Source organism: Propionibacterium acidifaciens DSM 21887 (genome assembly GCF_000426605.1).
Lineage (GTDB): Bacteria > Actinomycetota > Actinomycetes > Propionibacteriales > Propionibacteriaceae > Propionibacterium > Propionibacterium acidifaciens.
This window is the reverse complement of record NZ_AUFR01000013.1, coordinates 18,167-35,580: the sequence shown is the minus strand read 5'-3', so window position 1 is coordinate 35,580 and position 17,414 is coordinate 18,167. Positions and strand designations below refer to the sequence as shown.

Here is a 17,414-nt window from a genome sequence, read left to right as displayed (position 1 = left end):
GGGCCGCGGTCCTGTCCGCATTCCGGTCGCGGGGCGCCCGCCCGGCGGACCGGGCTCCGATGGACCGTGTCGAGTCCGTCGGGCGGGGGCGTGCTTGAATGGACCCGACGGGGCTGACCGGCCCGGCCCGATGCGCGGGGGCGCGTGGGCGTCGTGCAGCAAGGAGGTGGCCATGCCGCGCATTGGGGAGAGCAGCGATCTGTTCAAGTGTTCGTTCTGCGGCAAGAGCCAGAAGCAGGTCAAGAAGCTCATCGCCGGGCCGGGGGTCTACATCTGCGACGAGTGCATCGACCTGTGCAACGAGATCATCGAGGAGGAGTTCTCCCAGAGCGAGGAGACCGAGGCCCCCTCGAAACTGCCCAAACCGGTCGAGATCCGCGAATTCCTCGACCAGTACATCATCGGCCAGGACGACGCCAAGAAGGCGCTCGCGGTGGCCGTCTACAACCACTACAAGCGCCTCAACGCCGGCACGGGCGTCGAGGGCGCCAAGCACGCCGCCTCCGAGGACGTCGAGCTCGGCAAGTCGAACATCCTGCTCATCGGGCCCACCGGCTGCGGCAAGACCTATCTGGCGCAGACCCTCGCCCGCATGCTCAACGTGCCTTTCGCCATGGCCGACGCCACGGCCCTCACCGAGGCCGGCTACGTGGGCGAGGACGTCGAGAACATCCTGCTCAAGCTCATCCAGGCCGCCGACTTCGACGTGAAGAAGGCCGAGACGGGCATCATCTACATCGACGAGATCGACAAGGTGGCGCGCAAGTCCGAGAACCCCTCGATCACCCGGGACGTCTCGGGCGAGGGCGTCCAGCAGGCGCTGCTGAAGATCCTCGAGGGCACCGTCGCCTCGGTCCCGCCCCAGGGCGGGCGCAAGCACCCGCACCAGGAGTTCATCCAGATCGACACCACCAACGTGCTGTTCATCGTGGGCGGCGCCTTCGCCGGGCTCGAGGACATCATCGCCGAGCGCGTCGGCAGGCGGTCGGTCGGCTTCACCAATGACGACGTGAAGCGCCGCCCGAGCGGCGTCGACCCCTTCACCGGCGTGCGGCCCGAGGACCTGCACGCCTTCGGGCTGATCCCCGAGTTCATCGGCCGGCTGCCGGTCGTCGCCACGGTGCCCCGGCTCGACGAGACGGCTCTGCGCCGCATCCTCACCGAGCCGCGCAACGCCCTCGTCAAGCAGTTCACCAAGCTCTTCGAGCTCGACGGGGTCTGCCTGGAGTTCGCGCCGGACGCCATCGCCGCCGTGGCCGAGAAGGCCATCGAGCGGGGCACCGGGGCGCGCGGGCTGCGCGCCATCCTCGAGGAGACCCTCGGCGACGTCATGTTCGAGGTGCCCAGTCGCGACGACATCGCCCAGGTCGTCATCACCGGCGACGCGGTGCGCGGCGAGGCGCCGCCGCGGCTCGTCACGCGGGCCCGGGCCGGCGAGCCGGCGGCCTGACCGGCCGACGCGGACGGGCCCGGGGGTGCGGCACAGCGGCGACCGGTAGCCTGCACCTGTGCGTTATCTCTCGACCCGCGCCGTGGGCGCCGACGATGCCAAGCCGTTCTGCGACATCCTGCTCGAAGGCCTCGCCGCTGACGGCGGCCTCTTCCTGCCCGAGGAGTACCCGCGGCTGGACGCCGGGACGCTCGAGCAGTGGCGCGGGCTGCTCGCCGCCGAGGGCTACGCGGCCCTGGCGGCCCGGATGATCGGCCTGTTCCTCGACGACATCCCCGCGTCCGACCTCGAGCGCCTCACCACCGCGGCCTACACCGGCGGGAAGTTCTCCGATCCGCGGATCGTCCCGGTCAGCCGCATCGGCGACGGTCCGCTGTGGCTCGGCCACCTGTCCAACGGCCCGACGGCGGCCTTCAAGGACATGGCGATGCAGCTGCTCGGCGAGCTCTTCGAGTACGAGCTCGCGCGCCGCGGCTCATGGATGACGATCGTCGGCGCGACAAGCGGCGACACCGGCAGCTCGGCCGAGTACGCGATGCGCGGGCGCGAGGGCATCGCCGTCGTCATGCTCACCCCGGCGGGACGCATGACGCCCTTCCAGCAGGCCCAGATGTTCTCCCTCACCGACGCGAACATCGTCAACGTCGCCGTCGACGGCGTCTTCGACGACTGCCAGGACCTCGTCAAGGCCCTCAACGCCGACGCCGCCTTCAAGGCCGAGTACCACCTGGGCGCCGTCAACTCGATCAACTGGGCCCGCCTGGTGGCCCAGGTCGTCTACTACGTCAGCTGCTGGCTGCGCGTCACCGACGGGCCGGGGCAGGAGATCAGCTTCGCCGTGCCGACCGGCAACTTCGGCGACATCTGCGCCGGCCACGTCGCCCGCTCCATGGGGCTGCCGATCCGTCGCCTCATCCTCGCCACCAACGAGAACGACGTCCTCGACGAGTTCTTCCGCACCGGCGTCTACCGTCCGCGCAGCTCCGAGCAGACCTGGGCGACCAGTTCGCCGAGCATGGACATCTCGAAGGCCTCCAACTTCGAGCGTTTCATCGCCGACCTGTACGGCCGCGACGGCGCCAGGGTCCGGGAACTCTTCGACGCGGTCGCCGAGGGCGGCTCCTTCGACATCTCCGGGACCCCCGAGTTCGAGGCGGTGCGCACCAGCTATGGTTTCGTCTCCGGTTCGTCGACCCACGCCGACCGGGTCGCCACCATCGGCCGTCTCTGGCGCGAGCACGGCGTCCTCGTCGACCCGCACACCGCCGACGCCGTCACGGTCGCCGAGCAGTACGTGGCGGATGAACCCGTCGTCGTTCTCGAGACCGCCCTGCCGGTGAAGTTCGCCGCGACGATCGAGGAGGCCATCGGCTGCCGGCCGCCCGTCCCCGAGCGCTTCGCCGGCGTCGAGGAGGGGCCGCGCCGGGTCGTCGACCTGCCGAACGACGTCGAGGCCCTCAGGCGGCTCGTCGTGGACACCGTCGGGTCCCTGCCGAACCTGGTCCGTTGAACGGGCCGCCACCCACCGAGAAAGGAGACGATCATGACGATGCGTGTCGGGATCCTCACCGCCGGAGGCGACAGCCCCGGCCTGAACGCCGCCATCCGCGGCTTCGGCAAGGCCGCCATCGGCACCCACGGCATGGAGCTCATCGGCTTCCGCGACGGCATGCGCGGCCTGGCCGAGAACCGCTTCATCGAGCTCGACTCGGCGGCCCTGTCGGGCATCCTCACCGTCGGCGGCACGATCCTGGGCACCAGCCGCGACAAGGTCCACAAGATGATGGTGGACGGCAAACCGCGCAGCATGATCGACACGATCAGGAAGAACTACGAGAAGGACGAGCTCGACGCGCTCGTCTGCCTCGGCGGGGGCGGCACGGCCAAGAACGCCAAGCGCCTGTCCGACGCCGGGATGAACGTCATGACGCTGCCCAAGACGATCGACAACGACCTCGTCGGCACCGACCGGACCTTCGGCTTCGCGACGGCCCTCGAGATCGCCACCGACGCCATCGACCGGCTGCACTCCACCGCGCACAGCCACCACCGCATCATCCTCACGGAGATCATGGGCCACCGGGCTGGATGGCTCGCGCTCGGCGCCGGGATCGCCGGGGGCGCCGACGTCATCCTGCTGCCCGAGGTGCCCTACAACGTCGAGTCGATCGCCGAGACGATCAAGCGCCGACGCGCGGGTGGCAGCAACTTCTCGGTCATCGCGGTCGCCGAGGGCGCGCGCTCCGTGGCCGACGCCGCCGAGCTGGCCGCCGCCGAGGCGCTGGTCAAGGAGGCCGACTCGCCGGAGGGCCGCGACGCCGCCAAGCAGCACCGCCGGGCCGTCGAGGCCTCACACCGCGCCCACACCTTCGCCCTGGCCTCCCAGCTGGAGGCCGCCACCGGCCTGGAGTCGAGGGTCTCGATTCTCGGCTACGTCCAGCGCGGCGGCATCCCGTGCGGCCGCGACCGCCAGCTGGCCACCCTGCTCGGCACCGCCGGCGCCGACCTCGTCAGCCAGGGGGTCTTCGGCGTCATGGTCGCCGCGAAGGGCGAGCAGGCCGTCCCCGTCCCGCTCGAGGAGGTCGCCGGGAGGGTCCGTTACGTGCCCACCGATCATCCGTGGATCCGGGCGGCCAAGGAGGTCAACACCGGCTTCGGCGACTGAGCCCGGAGGGCGGGGCGTCCTCAGCCCATGACCACGACCGAGCGCAGCACCTGCCCGGTGCCCATCCGAGCGAGGGCCTCGTTCACCTCGTCGAGGCCGATCGTCTCGGAGACGAAGGCGTCGAGGTCGAGGCGGCCCTGTGCGTGGAGGTCGAGCAGCATCGGCACGTCACGTTCGGGAAGGCAGTCGCCGTACCAGCTCGACCGGAGCGAACCGCCGTGGCTGAGGACGTCGGCGAGCGGGATGTCGATCCGCGCGTCGGGGTCGGGCACGCCGACCAACACGAGGCGGCCGGCCAGGTCCCGCGCGTAGAGGGCCTGCGTCCAGGTCGTCGGGGTGCCCAGCGCGTCGATGACGACATCGACGACGTCGGTGCTGCTGGCGTCGATCGTCGCGGTGGCGCCGAGACCGGAGGCCAGCGCCAACCTCCGCGGGTCCGTGTCGACGGCGATGGGCCCGGTGGCGCCGGCCAGTCTGGCGCCGAGCAGGGCGGCCATGCCGACCCGCCCAGGCCGATGACGGCCACCTGCTCGCCGCGGCGCACGGCGGCGGTGCCGAGGGCCGCCCCGAGTCCGGCCATGACGCCGCAGCCGAGCAGGCCGGCGACCTCGGGGCGCACGGACGGGTCCACCCGCGTGCACTGGCCCTGCGCGACGGGCGTCCGGGGCGTCAGCGCGCCGATGCCGAGGGCGGCGGTGAGCCCGGTGCCCTCGGCGAGCCTCATCGGACGGGCCGCATTGGCGGTGTCGAAGCAGTACCACGGCTCGCCCCGGCGGCAGGCCCGGCACTGGCCCGCAGACGGCCCGCCAGTTGAGGATGACGTGGTCGCCCACCCGTACGTGCGTGACGCCCTCGCCGACGGCGGCGACGGTGCCGGCCGCCTCGTGGCCGAGGAGGAACGGGTAGTCGTCGCCGACGGCGCCCGACGCGTAGTGCAGGTCGGTGCGGCAGACGCCGCAGGCGGCGACGTCGACGACGACCTCGCCCGGGCCCGGGTCGGGGACGACGACGTCGAGCAGTTCGACCGGCGCGCCCCTGGTTCGTGAGACGACTCCTTGGACTGTCGTGGGCATGTGGGGACTCCTTGATCGCGGCCCTGATGAGGGAGGACGTCTCCGACGCTAGCGTGGCCGGCCGGCATCGCGCCGGACCGTCCACGGTCACGCCGGCCCTCCGGGCGGGACCGTCCCCCTATGCTGAGGGGCGTGACAGAGAGCACCGCACCGCCCGAGAGCGCCGCACCGCAGTCGTGCTCCGTGACGCTCACCGTGAGCGCCCTCGTCCTCGACATGGACGACACCATCAACAGGACGGGCCCGGCCATGCGCACCGGCCTGTGGCGGGCGACGGAGGAGCTGTGGCCGCAGCTGGACGATGAGGAGCGCGGGCGCCGTATCGAGGACTACGTGGCCGACCGCGCCGGATGGTTCGACCGCTTCTCGAGTGGGCACATCGACTTCGAGACGATGCGCCGCGGGCGCCTGGGCGACATGGCGGCGGGTCTGGGCGAGCGGCTCGACGACGAGCGTCTGCACCGCTTCGAATCGGTCTACCGGGCGGCCTTCGCCGCGGCGTGCGCGCCCTGGCCCGACGCCCTGGGCCTCATCGACCGGGCCGACGCGGCCGGCGTCCCGGTCGCCGTGCTGTCGAACTCGGCCCAGCGGATGACCCTCATGAAGGTCGACCGGCTCGGACTGGCGGGCCGCTTCGCCCTCGTGCTCTCGTCCGACCGGCTCGGCTCCGGCAAACCGGACCCGGCCGCCTACCGCGCGGCCTGCGAGCGGCTGGGCGCCGAGCCGGCGCTGACCGGGTACGTCGACGACTCCCTGCGCGACGCCGGGGGAGCGGCCCTGGCCGGTCTGCAGTCCTGCTGGCTCGACCGGGCCCGGCGCGGCGGGGCCCCGGCCGGTCAACGGGTCGTCACCGACCTCGACCGGCTGCTCATCGAGCGCGCCGGCCGCTGAGCGGGCCGGTGTCGCCGATCCAATAGACTTCCCGCGTCCGGTCCCGATCCCCTGGGAGGAACGATGTCGGCGAGCAGGGTCAGCGCGACGGTCGACGCGCTGTTCGACATGGTCGTGAGCGGTCGAGCCCCCGTGGGCGAGGCACTGCCCGCCGAAGCCGCGCTGGCGCGCACCCTCGACGTCTCGCGCCTGACGCTGCGCGAGGCCGTGCGCGTGCTGACGGGTAGGGGAGTGCTCCGGCCCGTCCACGGCCGCGGCACCTTCGTCAACCCGCCGGGCAGGTGGACAGACCTGGGCAGCATCGTCGCTCTCCGCTCGCGCACCTCGAGCTGGAGCGAGATCGCCGGGCAGCTCGTCGAGATCCGTCGGATGATCGAGGTGGGCTCCGCGGGCCTCGCCGCCGAACGGCGCTCCCGCACCGACGTGGACCGCCTCGGACGCGATCTCGAGGACTTCCGTGCCCACCACGAGGCCGGGGACGCCGAGAGGGCCACGACGGCCGACCTCGACTTCCACGATCACATCCTCCAGGCTGCGGGGAACCCCTTCCTCTTCACCGTCTACGAGCCGCTGCGCGGCCTGCTCGAACGGGGTCGCGCCGAGACCTCGGCGAGCAGCGAGGTGCGCGAGCGCGCCATGGGCCATCATCGCGCCATCCTCGACGCCATCGCCGCCGGGGACCCGCGGGCGGCCGAGCGGGCCATGAGAGCCCACATGGACCAGACGGCGCGCGACGCCGTCGCCCGGGCCGACGCCGGCTGATCGGTCCTTCCGTTGGGCCCGGCCGAAGGGGCCCGCAAGGCCGTCGCGCCCCGGACGGGTTCTCTCCGTCCGGCTTCGTCCTCGTCGGGGGCTTCCTCACCACCGCATTCGCGAGTGGGTCATGCGACGGACCCCGTCCCTGATCGGCAGGGCCCTTGCCATCGCGTTCGTGAGTGGGTTAGTGTCGGAACAACTCATCAGAGGTCTGAGCGCAAAGGGGTGTCTGCCGTGAGCATCTCGTGGGACGAATTGATCAGGGGCCTGCCGGACGGGCCCGCCATCTCCGCCGAGGACGTCGCCCGGGCAGGCTGCCCGGCGTTCGTCGTCCTCGATGACGACCCGACCGGCACCCAGTCGGTGTCCGATCTTCCCGTCATCACCTCGTGGGGGATCGAGGACCTCGAGTGGGGCCTGGCGACGGATGCGCTCGCCGTCTACGTCATGACGAATTCCCGCAGCCTCGACCCGGCCGACGCGGAGCGGGTCAACCGGGAGGCCGTCGCCAACGGTCTCGAGGCAGCCCGGCTCACCGGACGCGAGGCGGCCTTCGTCTCGCGCTCGGACTCGACGCTGCGCGGCCACTACCCCCTCGAGCCCGACACCATCGCGGCCGTCCTGTCCGAGCACGGCCGGCGTACCGACGGCGTCGTCATCGTGCCGGCCTTCCCCGAAGCCGGCCGCGTCACCATCGACTCCGTGCACTACGCGGGCGGCGTCGCCACAGGCTTCGTGCCGGTCGGCGACAGCGAGTTCGCCGCCGACGCGACCTTCGGATACCGGGCGTCCGACCTCGCCGAGTGGGTCGAGGAGAAGTCCGGCGGACGCCGCAGGGCCGCCGATGTCATCCGCATCCGCATCGGTGAGCTGCGCACCGACCCCGATGCCGTCGTGGTCGCGCTGACCGGCGCGCACGACGGCCAGCCGATCGTCGTCGACTGCCTCGAGGAGAACGACCTACGGCTCCTGGCCCTCGATCTGGCGCGCGCCGAGGACCTCGGGCACCGCTTCATCTACCGCGTCGGCCCGCCCTTCGTGAGAGCTCGCATCGGCCAGGCCACGAGAGCGCCGCTCGGCCCCGCCGAGTGCCGGCCCGCGCCCGGCGCCGTGGCCTCCGACACCACCGGGGGGCTCGTCGTCGTCGGCTCCCATGTCGGCCTCACCCGGCGTCAGGTCGACGCCCTGCGCGAGCGCGACGCGATCCCCGAGACGGTCGTCGAGGTGCCCGAGGTGCTCGACGGGGCGACCCGGGTCGCGCACCTGGACGGGGTCGTCGCCTCGGCCGTCGAGGACCTGAGGCGGGGCACCGTCGTCGTGCGCTGCAGCGGACGGCTCGTCACCGGCGCCGATCCGGACGACTCGCTGCGCATCGCCCGAGCCGTCTCCGACGCCGTCGTCGAGGTCGTGAGCCGCGTGCTCGAGGCGAGGGCCCCGCGCTTCGTCATCGCCAAGGGCGGCATCACCTCCTCGGACGTCGCCTCCCGCGGCCTGGGCATCCGCAGGGCCATCGCCCGGGGGCAGATGCTGCCGGGCATCGTCTCGCTGTGGGAGCCCGTCGACGGGCCGGCCCGCGGCATCCCCTACATCGTCTTCCCGGGCAATGTCGGCGACGATCGGTCGCTGGCTGACGTCGTCGACACGTTGCAGGCATCCCTGTGACGTGCACCCGGTGAACCTGAACACATCCACGAACCGATCGAAGGGGATCACAATGACCACCACCGTTGCCGTGCTCGGGCTCGGCGCCATGGGCCTGCCGATGGCGACCAACCTCGCCCGCGAGTTCGCCGTCACCGGATTCGACATCAGCCCCGAGCGCACCGCGCTGGCCGCCGAGGCCGGCCTCCGGGGCGCCGCCGACGCCGGGGAGGCGGTGCGGGACGCCGACGTCGTGCTCATCGCCGTGCGCAACCCCGCCCAGCTCGAGGAGGTCCTCTTCTCGGACGCCGGCGTCGCGTCCGTCATGCGGCGCGGTTCCGCCGTCGTCCTCACCTCGACCGTGGGGCGCGAGCCCGTGAGAGAGGCGGCCGCCCGGCTGGACGGGCTCGGCCTGCGACTCGTCGACGCCCCGGTCTCGGGTGGCTCCGCCCGAGCCGGCACCGGGGACCTGCTCGTCGTCGTCGGCGCCGACGAGCAGGCGTGGGACGCCGTGCACGACGTGCTCGAGCTCATGAGCTCCACCCTCGTGAGGGTCGGCGGAGCGCCCGGCGACGGCCAGGCGATGAAGACCGTCAACCAGCTGCTGTGCGGCGTGCACATCGCCGCTGCCGGCGAGGCGCTCGCCCTGGCCCGCGCCATGGGCCTGGACCTCGACCGGACGATGGTCGCCCTCATGGGCGGCGCGGCCGAGTCCTTCATGCTGGGCGACCGCGGCCCCCGCATGCTTCGCGCCTACGACGAGGAGACCGTCGAGGTGCGCAGCCGTCTGGACATCTTCGTCAAGGACATGGGCATCGTCACCTCGGCCGCCCGGTCCGTCGGGCTGTCGACGCCCGTGGCGGCAGCCGCCGAGCAGCTCTACATCCAGGGCGGGGCCCGCGGCCTGGGCGCCTGCGACGACTCCTCGGTGATCAGGGTGATCGCCCCGTCGGCGGACCGGTGACATGCCCTCGGCAGTCCTCCTCGTCCTCGCCCTGGCCGCCATTGCGCTCCTCCTGCTGCTCGTCATCGGACTGAGGATGAGCGCCTTCATGGCTCTCATGACGGTCTCCGTCCTGCTGGCCATCGCCACCCGCGTGCCGTTGACGAGCATCGCCGACACGATGACGACGGGCATGGGCAACGCGCTCGGCTCGGTGGCCACGGTCGTGGCGCTGGGCGCCATGCTCGGTTCGCTCATCGAGCGGGCCGACGGCGCCGACACGCTGGCCCGCCGGTTCGTCCGAGTGCTCGGCGAGCACCGGGTCGCCATCGCCGTGACGATCGTCGCCTTCCTCGTGGGCATTCCGATCTTCTTCGAGGTCGCCTTCATCGTCCTGGCGCCCATCGTCTTCGCCCTGGCCCGCGTCACCCGGACGAGGCTGCTGAGTATCGCCCTGCCGGTCGGCACGGCGGCCCTCACCGTGCACGTCGCCGTGCCGCCGCACCCCGGGCCGACGGCCGCCGCGAGGATCCTCGGCCCGGACCGGACTCATGCTCATGATCGGGCTGCCCGTCTGCGCGGTCGTTGCCGCCGTCGGCTACCTCGCCTCGCGGCGGGTCCGGACCGACGACATCGTTCTGGGCGCCACGCCGCTCGGCGACCCGCCCGACGGCACCGAGGAGCCGTCCGACGAGGAGCTCATGGTCGGGGCCGACCCGACGGGGCCGGGCACCGTCCTGTTCCTCATCCTCGCCCCGGTCATCCAGATCGTCATCGGCACGGTCGGCAGGATGCTCGTGCCGGACCCGTCGAAGGCCGACTCCGTGCTGAGCCTGGTCGGCGCGCCCCTCGTGGCGCTGCTCACCGCGGCACTGCTCGCCTGTGTCGTCCTGGGCTGCCAGCAGCACTGGTCCCTCGACCAGCCCGGACGGACCGTCGACCACGCCCTGCCCGACGTGGCCGTCGTCCTCGTCGCCGGCGCAGGCGGCGTGTTCGCCTCGATCCTCGTCGCCAGTGGCGCCGGGGCGGCGCTGTCACGGGCGCTCATGGCGGTGCACATGCCCGTCCTGCTCGCCGGCTTCGTCATCTGCCTGGCCCTGCGCGCCAGCCAGGGCTCGGCCACGGTGGCGATCCTCACGACGGCCGGTCTGCTCGTCGACAACGTCGCGGCGGGCGGCTACGACGCTCTGCACATCGCGCTCATCGCCCTGGCGATCGGCTTCGGCGCGCTCGGCCTCTCGCACGTCAACGACGGCGGCTTCTGGATCTTCACCACGTGCACGGGCCTGAGTGTTCAGGACGGCCTGCGGGCCTGGACGGTGCTGACGACCGTCCGCGGCTTGGCCGGCTTCCTGCTCACCGCCCTCGTCTGGTTGCTGGCCTGAGGCGGTTCGGGGCCGCGACGGACGCCTCCCGGTGCCGCTCCACGGCGTCCCGACGGTCTCGGGCTCTGTGATCCCTGCGGCGGACGGTGGCCCCGGGTCAGCCCCGCGGCCTCTTGACCGGGGGCTCGCCCAGGACGATGTCGGCCGTGACGGACTCGCCGCCCTCGACGAAGTCGATCGGGCACTCGATGTGGCCGACGGCCGACAGGTCGTCGGCGACGAGGCGCAGGTTGGCGATCGACGCCGCCGGGGCGGTCACCGCGATGGCCTCGACGGGCGTCTTCATGGAGACCTTGGCGTCCGACTTGGCGCCGCGCACGAGGACGAGCGCCGCGGCCGTGTCGGCCACGAGGGAGGTGTCGCCGTCGGAGGGCAGCTCGTCGACGGTCGGCCAAGCGGAGGTGTGCACCGAGCCGGGCCGCCACCAGCTCCAGACCTCCTCGGTGACGAACGGCATGAACGGGGCCAGCAGGCGCAGGAGCACCGACAGGGCCAGTTGGAGGCTCGCATTGGCCGAGGCGGCGGCCCGTTCGCCGCGGGCCCCGTAGGCGCGCTCCTTGACGAGCTCCAGGTAGTCGTCGCAGAAGCTCCAGAAGAAGGTCTCGGTGGCCTCCAGGGCGCTCGTGTAGTCGAACGCGGCGAGCGCCGCGCCGGCCCTCCCGACGATCTCGCGCAGGGCGGCCAGCTCGGCCAGGTCGACGGCCTCGCAGATGGCCTCCCGCCCGGTCGGGGCGCCCATGCCGAGCACGAACCGGCTGGCGTTGAGCACTTTCATCGCCAGGCGCCGGCCGACCTTCATCTGGCGCTCGTCGAAGGGGGAGTCCATGCCCGGACGGGCCATGGCGGCGCGCCAGCGCACGGCGTCGGCGCCGTACTTGTCGATGATGTCGGTGGGCACGATCGCATTGCCCTTGGACTTGCTCATCTTCTTGCGGTCGGGGTCGACGACGAAGCCCGAGACGGTGGCCCGCCGCCACGGCACGGCGCCGAACTCGAAGTTGGCGCGCACGACGCGGCTGAACAGCCAGGTGCGGATGATGTCGTGGGCTTGCGGGGCGAGGTCCATGGGGAAGGTCAGGTCGAACAGTTGCCGGTCGCGCTCCCAGCCGCAGACGATCTCGGGGGTCAGCGAGCTCGTCGCCCACGTGTCCATGACATCGGGCTCGGCCATGAAGCCGCCGGGGGCGCCGCGCTGGGCGGGCTCGTAGCCGGGCGGGCAGTCCGAGCTCGGGTCGACGGGCAGCGTCTCGGCCGCCGCCATGATCGGCTCCCCGTAGTCGGGGTCGCCGTTGGCGTCGAGCCGGTACCAGACGGGGAGGGGGATGCCGAAGAAGCGCTGCCGGCTGATGAGCCAGTCGCCGTTGAGCCCCTCGACCCAGTTCGTGTAGCGGTGGCGCATGTGCTCGGGCACGAAGTCGATCTGCTCGCCGCGGGCCAGCAGCGCGGCCTTGAGCTCCTCGTCGCGGCCGCCGTTGGCGATGTACCACTGGCGGGTGGAGACGATCTCGAGGGGCTTGTCGCCCTTCTCGTAGAAGTTGGCCATGCGCTGGGTGGCCTTCGGCTCGCCGTCCATCTCGCCGGTGGTGCGGAGCTTGTCGACCATGGCCGCGCGGGCGCTGAAGACGGTCCTGCCGGCCAGCTCGGCCTCGTAGAAGGAGGCGTCGGGAAGCCACTCGGGGCGCTCGCGCGACAGCCGGCCGTCGCGGCCGATCACCGTGCGCGTGGGCAGCTCGAGCTCGCGCCACCACTGGACGTCGGTGAGGTCGCCGAAGGTGCAGCACATGGCGATGCCGGCGCCCTTGTCCATCTCGGCGGCCGGGTGGGCCAGAACGGGCACCTCGACGCCGAAGACGGGCGTGGTCACCGTCGTGCCGAACAGCTCCCGGTAGCGCTCGTCGTCCGGGTGGGCGATGAGGGCGCAGCAGGACACGAGCAGCTCGGGGCGGGTCGTCTCGATGAAGACGTCGGAGCCGTCGGGCCGGTGGAAGGCCAGGCGGTGGTAGGCGCCGGGGTAGTCGCGGGCCTCGAGCTCGGCCTGGGCGACGGCGGTCTGGAAGGTGACGTCCCACATGGTGGGGGCCTCGCTCATGTAGGCTTCGCCCCGCTCGTGGTTGCGCAGGAAGGCGAGCTGCGAGATGCGCTGCGTCTCGGCCCCGATCGTCGTGTACAGCTGGTCCCAGTCGACCGACAGGCCGACCTTGTGCCACAGCTCGGCGAAGGCCCGCTCGTCCACCTGCGTGAGGCGGTGGCACAGCTCGACGAAGTTGCGGCGGCTGATCGGCACCTGCTTCTTCGGGTTCGGCCTGGCCGGGGGCTCGAAGTCGGGGTCGTAGGGGATCGACGGGTCGCAGCGCACGCCGAAGTGGTTCTGGACGCGGCGCTCGGTGGGCAGGCCGTTGTCGTCCCAGCCCATCGGGTAGAAGACCTGCTTGCCCAGCATGCGCTGGTAGCGGGCCACGACGTCGGTGTGGGTGTAGCTGAACACGTGGCCCACGTGCAGCGAGCCCGAGACGGTGGGAGGCGGGGTGTCGATGCTGAACACCTGGTGACGGGCCTGCGGACGGTGGAAGGCGTAGAGCTGCTCGGCCTCCCAGGCGGCCGACCACTTGTCCTCGAGGCCCTCGAGCACCGGCCTCTCCGGTACCCGCCAGCCCGAGGGGGTCGTCGCGGGTGTCGTCGTGGCGGGTGTCTCAGTCATGGGGGACATCCTACTAACGCGCCCGCCACCCGGCCGTTCGGTTCCGCGCCCGGCCGGGCGCGGAGGAGCCCCGGCGAGGGCGGCAGGCGCGGGGCGTCCCCGTTCGGGCCCGGCGGCGCGGAGGACCACCTATCCCCGCCGACGGCTACGACCGGATCCGGCTGTTCGGTCTCGGCGGCGCTCAGGGGCCCCGGGGCGCGGCGCGCGACCGCGGCGGTTCAGGCCGGGGCGGCGCTGGTGATGACGTCGAGGACGGCCTGCTCGTCGGTCGGGTCGACGTTCTGGAACGAGACCTGCTTGCCGTTGACCATGAAGGTCGGGGTCGAGTTGACCTGGGCGTCCACGCCGGCCTGCTCGACGTTCTCGACGAAGGTCTGGGTCTGGTTCTGGTCGACGCAGCCCTGGAAGGTCGTGAGGTCGTCGCCGGTGATGCCGGCGTCGGCTGCGATCTCGTCGCGCAGCTTCTGCACGGAGTAGCCGTCGCCCTCCTCCTCGGGGGCCTTGGCGTAGGCGGCGTCATGATACTCCTGGAACCTCCCGACCTGGTCGGCGCAGGCCGCGGCGATGGCGGCGCGCTTGGAGGACTCGGGAACGCCCTTCGAGTCGTTGAGCGACTTGAGGTTCCTGTCGAGGAAGGTGCGGGTGCGGTACTCGATGCGGAGCCGGCCGCTGGAGGCCAGCGAGTCGAAGGTCTTGCCGTAGTGGCTCTCGTAGGTCTGGCAGATCGGGCACTGGTAGTCCTCGTAGACGACGAGGGTCGGCGCCGAGTCGTTCGTGCCGATCGGCGAGACGATCCCGGTGCCGTCCGCGTTGGCGTGCGGCGGGGTGATCTGCTCGCCCAGGCCCGTCACGACGGCGGTGGGCTCGTCCTTGCCGGAGCCGAGCCTCCCGGTGGCGGCGAGCACCACGACGACGATGATCGCCAGCGCGACGACCGAGGACACCGCGACGAGGATCGTGCGCATGCGCCGCTGGTGCGCGGCCTGCGCGGCCTGCGCCTGGCGCAGCGCCTCGCGACGGTTCGTCCCCGCCCCGCCGGCGGGGCCCTGCTTCCCTGGGTTCTTCGAGGCCATGTCAACCTTCCGGCTCGAGCGTGCTGGTCCGTCGTTCTGGCTCGGCGCTCAGAACACGCAGGCAGTCTACCCGGGCGGGCCCCGCGGCGTCGGACAACTAGTCTGGGGCCCGATGAGCAGCACACGTGAGCACAGCGACCCCTCGTCCGAGCACGCCCGCACCGTCGCGTCGATCACCTCGCGATGGCCGGAGCACCGCGTCGGCCCCTCGTTGGCGCGCATCGGGGCGCTGTGCGAGCTGCTCGGCGACCCGCAGGACGCCTGCCCGGTCATCGCCGTCACCGGCACGAACGGCAAGGGCAGCACGGCCATCATGATCGACGCGATCCTGCGCTCGATGGGGCTGCGCACCGGCCGCTTCAGCTCGCCGCACCTGGAGGACATCACCGAGCGCATCTGCATCGACGGCGCGCCCGTCGAGGCGGGGCGCCTCGACGAGCTGTGGACGCAGATCGGCCCCATGGTCGACATGGTCGACGCCCGCCGCCTCGATGGCATCGTCATGACCTTCTTCGAGGTCATGACGGCCCTGGCCTACGCCGCCTTCGCCGACGCGCCCGTCGACGTGGCGATCATGGAGGTCGGCATGGGCGGGCGCTGGGACGCCACGAATGTGGCCGACGCCCGGGTCGCCGTCGTCGGGCCGGTCGCCATGGACCACATGCAGTACCTCGGCGACACGCTCGGCGCCATCGCCCGCGAGAAGGCGGGCATCATCAAGCCCGGTGCGACCGCCGTCCTGGCGGGCCAGGGCCCCGAGGCCGCCGCCGTCCTGGCCGAGCACTGCGCCGAGGTCGGTGCGACGATGGTGCGCGAGGGCCCGGACTTCGCGCTGCTCGACCGCCGGGTCGCGGTCGGCGGCCAGCTGCTGCGCCTGGAGGGCGCCGGCGGGCCGATCGGCGATCTCTTCCTGCCCCTGCACGGGGCGCACATGGCCCACAACGCCGCCGTGGCCACCGCCGCCGTCGAGGCGTTCTGCGGGGGCCGCGCCGTCGAGCCGACGGTGCTCGCCGAGGGCCTGGCCGCCGTCCGGGCGCCGGCCCGGCTCGAGGCCGTCCACCACGACCCGCTCGTCGTGCTCGACACGGCCCACAACCCGCACGGCGTGCGCGCCACGCTGGCCGGGCTGCGCGAGGCCTTCGTCATGCGCCCCGCCATCGGGGTGCTCGCCATGATGGCCGACAAGCAGGTCGACGCCGTGCTCGAGCTGCTCGCCGACGAGCTCGACGAGGTCGTCGTCACCGCCGTCCGCGACAACCCGCGCGCCCTGGGCGTCGAGGAGCTCGCCGAGGCCGCCGCCGGGGCGTTCGGCCCGGCACGCGTGCATGCCGCGACGGACACCGCCGAGGCGCTCGGGCGGGCCATGGCGCTCGCCGGCGCCTCGGGCGAGGAGGCCGGCGTGCTCGTCATCGGCTCGGTGTTCCTCGCCGGGGAGGCCCGCGGCATCCTGGCCGACGACGGGCCGGGCTCCGGCGGCGGACCGCTCACCGTGACGGTGCCGACCGGCCCGTAGGGCGTGCGGCGTCCCGGCCGTGGAACGGACCCCGGCTCCTTGTGACGGCCCGTTAGGGTGGGGCGTCATGAGCACTGCCCGCCCTCCGATGGGCCCCGCGTATCCTCCTGCCGGCCCAGCGCACCCTCCCACGGCCCCGGCGTATCCGTTCCAGCAGTCGCACGAGTCGGCGCTGCCGGTGCTGCCGACCCGCTACCACGGACTGTGGCACTCGCCGCGCTGGCGGGTGTGGCGCCCGGTCGTCGGCGCCCTCGTCGGCGGCGTGCTGTGGTTCGCCGCCTCGACCGTCGCCTTCGTCGTCGCGATGGTCATCGACGTGGCGAGCGGCCGCTCCACGGCCGAGGAGTACTACCCCTCGCTCGCCGGCGGTGGCGGCTTCACCCCGGCGCTCTTCATCGCGAACAACGTCGGGCTGGCCTGCTCCATCCCGATCGTCTGGCTCGTGGCGCGCCTCCACGGCCAGCCGATCGGTTTCGTCCACTCGGTCATCGGGCGCTTCCGCTGGCGCTGGTTCGGCTGGTGCCTGGCCGTGCTCCTGCCGATCTGGATCGTCTTCACCGTCGCCGACGCCTTCCTCGAGGGCGGCGGTCTGGACGGCCTGGCCGTCAACGGCGACACCGTCGTGCTCATCCTCGGCATCCTCCTCACGACGCCCCTCCAGTGCGCCGGCGAGGAGTGGTTCTTCCGCGGCGGCATCAACCGCTTGGTCGCCGGCTGCTTCCCGCAGCGCACGAAGACGCTCGGCATCGTCTCGGCGCTCGTCGGCGGCGCCGTCAGCTCCTTCTGCTTCATGCTCGCCCACATGGCCCAGGACCCGTGGCTCAACATCGGCTACTTCTGCTTCGGCGCCGCGGCCTGCCTCCTGTGCTACTGCACCGGCGGCCTCGAGGCCTCGACGGCCATGCACATCATCAACAACATGACGGCCATGGCCCTCATGCCGTTCAGCGACATCAGCCACATGATGGACCGCTCCGAGGGCACCGGCAGCCCGTGGAGCCTGCTCCAGCTGGCCGTCATCGCCATCGCCGCGGCCCTCATCTGTCGGCGGGCCAGGGCCAGGGGTCTGGACGTGGTCAGCGGGCCCGAGCCGGCTCCGGCGCCCGGCCCCTGGCCGCAGGCCGTCATGACGGGCGCCTGGCCGTCCCCGGACCCCGCCTCGTTCCCGCCGCCGGCCGCGTACCCGCCGCCGGCGCCGTCCCCGCTCCAGGGGGTCCCGCCCGTCCCGCCGACCGTCGACGGCGCGGGGGCGCCGCAGGTCGAGCCCCCTCGTTGACCCTCGGCGGATCATGGAGGGGGAGCGGTCGAGGGGCGGGCCGCCCCGGC

Annotated in this window: 12 protein-coding genes and 2 pseudogenes; 10 read left to right on the top strand and 4 right to left on the bottom strand. The window is 72.5% G+C overall.

The window, feature by feature from the left end; all coding sequences use genetic code 11:
* Positions 1 to 172 precede the first annotated feature (172 nt).
* Genes clpX through K336_RS0106170 form a run of 3 tightly spaced genes read left to right on the top strand, consistent with a single transcriptional unit; the run spans position 173 to position 4,115 of the window.
* The gene (gene clpX, locus K336_RS0106180; RefSeq protein WP_028706559.1) at positions 173 to 1,450 is read left to right on the top strand and encodes an ATP-dependent Clp protease ATP-binding subunit ClpX; all 1,278 of its coding nucleotides are present in this window, start codon (positions 173 to 175) and stop codon (positions 1,448 to 1,450) included.
* Between the two features lie 58 nt (positions 1,451 to 1,508).
* Positions 1,509 to 2,960 carry a threonine synthase gene (gene thrC / locus K336_RS0106175; protein WP_021798223.1) on the top strand — a complete coding sequence of 484 codons (1,452 nt, stop codon included), beginning with the start codon at positions 1,509 to 1,511 and terminating at the stop codon, positions 2,958 to 2,960.
* Between the two features lie 33 nt (positions 2,961 to 2,993).
* The gene (locus tag K336_RS0106170) at positions 2,994 to 4,115 is read left to right on the top strand and encodes a 6-phosphofructokinase (RefSeq protein ID WP_028706558.1); all 1,122 of its coding nucleotides are present in this window, start codon (positions 2,994 to 2,996) and stop codon (positions 4,113 to 4,115) included.
* Positions 4,116 to 4,135: 20 nt separating this feature from the next.
* Here the strand turns inward: K336_RS0106170 and K336_RS19985 are convergent, their stop codons facing one another.
* Positions 4,136 to 4,612, bottom strand: a complete 477-nt coding sequence (locus K336_RS19985; RefSeq protein WP_314711733.1) for a zinc-binding dehydrogenase — start codon at positions 4,610 to 4,612, stop codon at positions 4,136 to 4,138.
* Between the two features lie 354 nt (positions 4,613 to 4,966).
* A pseudogene (locus tag K336_RS19980) lies at positions 4,967 to 5,188 on the bottom strand (zinc finger domain-containing protein); the annotation flags it as partial.
* Positions 5,189 to 5,320: 132 nt separating this feature from the next.
* Here K336_RS19980 and K336_RS14890 point away from each other — a divergent pair.
* The 5 genes and pseudogenes from K336_RS14890 (at position 5,321) to K336_RS14885 (ending at position 10,804) form a co-directional block, all read left to right on the top strand.
* Positions 5,321 to 6,079, top strand: a complete 759-nt coding sequence (locus K336_RS14890; protein ID WP_162142571.1) for an HAD family hydrolase — start codon at positions 5,321 to 5,323, stop codon at positions 6,077 to 6,079.
* A 63-nt stretch (positions 6,080 to 6,142) separates the two neighbouring features.
* Positions 6,143 to 6,841 (top strand): FadR/GntR family transcriptional regulator, encoded by a 699-nt coding sequence (locus K336_RS0106155; RefSeq protein ID WP_028706557.1) that lies wholly within the window; start codon positions 6,143 to 6,145, stop codon positions 6,839 to 6,841.
* Positions 6,842 to 7,069: 228 nt separating this feature from the next.
* Complete coding sequence (locus K336_RS0106150; RefSeq protein ID WP_028706556.1) at positions 7,070 to 8,497, top strand: four-carbon acid sugar kinase family protein; 1,428 nt, start codon at positions 7,070 to 7,072, stop codon at positions 8,495 to 8,497.
* Between the two features lie 52 nt (positions 8,498 to 8,549).
* Positions 8,550 to 9,440 carry an NAD(P)-dependent oxidoreductase gene (locus K336_RS0106145; protein WP_028706555.1) on the top strand — a complete coding sequence of 297 codons (891 nt, stop codon included), beginning with the start codon at positions 8,550 to 8,552 and terminating at the stop codon, positions 9,438 to 9,440.
* A gap of 1 nt (position 9,441) precedes the next feature.
* A pseudogene (locus K336_RS14885) lies at positions 9,442 to 10,804 on the top strand (GntT/GntP/DsdX family permease).
* A gap of 97 nt (positions 10,805 to 10,901) precedes the next feature.
* Here K336_RS14885 and valS read toward each other — a convergent pair.
* Both valS and K336_RS0106130 read right to left on the bottom strand, forming a co-directional pair.
* Positions 10,902 to 13,502 (bottom strand): valine--tRNA ligase, encoded by a 2,601-nt coding sequence (gene valS, locus K336_RS0106135; protein WP_028706554.1) that lies wholly within the window; start codon positions 13,500 to 13,502, stop codon positions 10,902 to 10,904.
* Between the two features lie 218 nt (positions 13,503 to 13,720).
* Positions 13,721 to 14,575, bottom strand: coding sequence for a DsbA family protein (locus tag K336_RS0106130; RefSeq protein ID WP_021798217.1), 855 nt, complete (start codon positions 14,573 to 14,575; stop codon positions 13,721 to 13,723).
* 112 nt (positions 14,576 to 14,687) lie between these two features.
* Here K336_RS0106130 and K336_RS14880 point away from each other — a divergent pair, with 112 nt between their 5' ends.
* Entirely contained in the window at positions 14,688 to 16,088 is a 1,401-nt protein-coding gene (locus K336_RS14880) for a bifunctional folylpolyglutamate synthase/dihydrofolate synthase (protein ID WP_051245465.1), read from the top strand.
* A 67-nt stretch (positions 16,089 to 16,155) separates the two neighbouring features.
* Positions 16,156 to 17,364, top strand: a complete 1,209-nt coding sequence (locus K336_RS14875) for a CPBP family intramembrane glutamic endopeptidase (RefSeq protein WP_081660630.1) — start codon at positions 16,156 to 16,158, stop codon at positions 17,362 to 17,364.
* Positions 17,365 to 17,414: the final 50 nt, after the last annotated feature.

Coding starts and splice junctions, on each gene's coding strand:
- valS (WP_028706554.1), bottom strand. CDS start 13,502: ATGACTGAGACACCCGCCACGACGACACCCGCGACGACCCCCTCGGGC.
- K336_RS0106145 (WP_028706555.1), top strand. CDS start 8,550: ATGACCACCACCGTTGCCGTGCTCGGGCTCGGCGCCATGGGCCTGCCG.
- K336_RS14880 (WP_051245465.1), top strand. CDS start 14,688: ATGAGCAGCACACGTGAGCACAGCGACCCCTCGTCCGAGCACGCCCGC.
- K336_RS14875 (WP_081660630.1), top strand. CDS start 16,156: ATGAGCACTGCCCGCCCTCCGATGGGCCCCGCGTATCCTCCTGCCGGC.
- K336_RS0106130 (WP_021798217.1), bottom strand. CDS start 14,575: ATGGCCTCGAAGAACCCAGGGAAGCAGGGCCCCGCCGGCGGGGCGGGG.
- clpX (WP_028706559.1), top strand. CDS start 173: ATGCCGCGCATTGGGGAGAGCAGCGATCTGTTCAAGTGTTCGTTCTGC.
- K336_RS0106155 (WP_028706557.1), top strand. CDS start 6,143: ATGTCGGCGAGCAGGGTCAGCGCGACGGTCGACGCGCTGTTCGACATG.
- K336_RS0106170 (WP_028706558.1), top strand. CDS start 2,994: ATGACGATGCGTGTCGGGATCCTCACCGCCGGAGGCGACAGCCCCGGC.
- K336_RS19985 (WP_314711733.1), bottom strand. CDS start 4,612: ATGGCCGCCCTGCTCGGCGCCAGACTGGCCGGCGCCACCGGGCCCATC.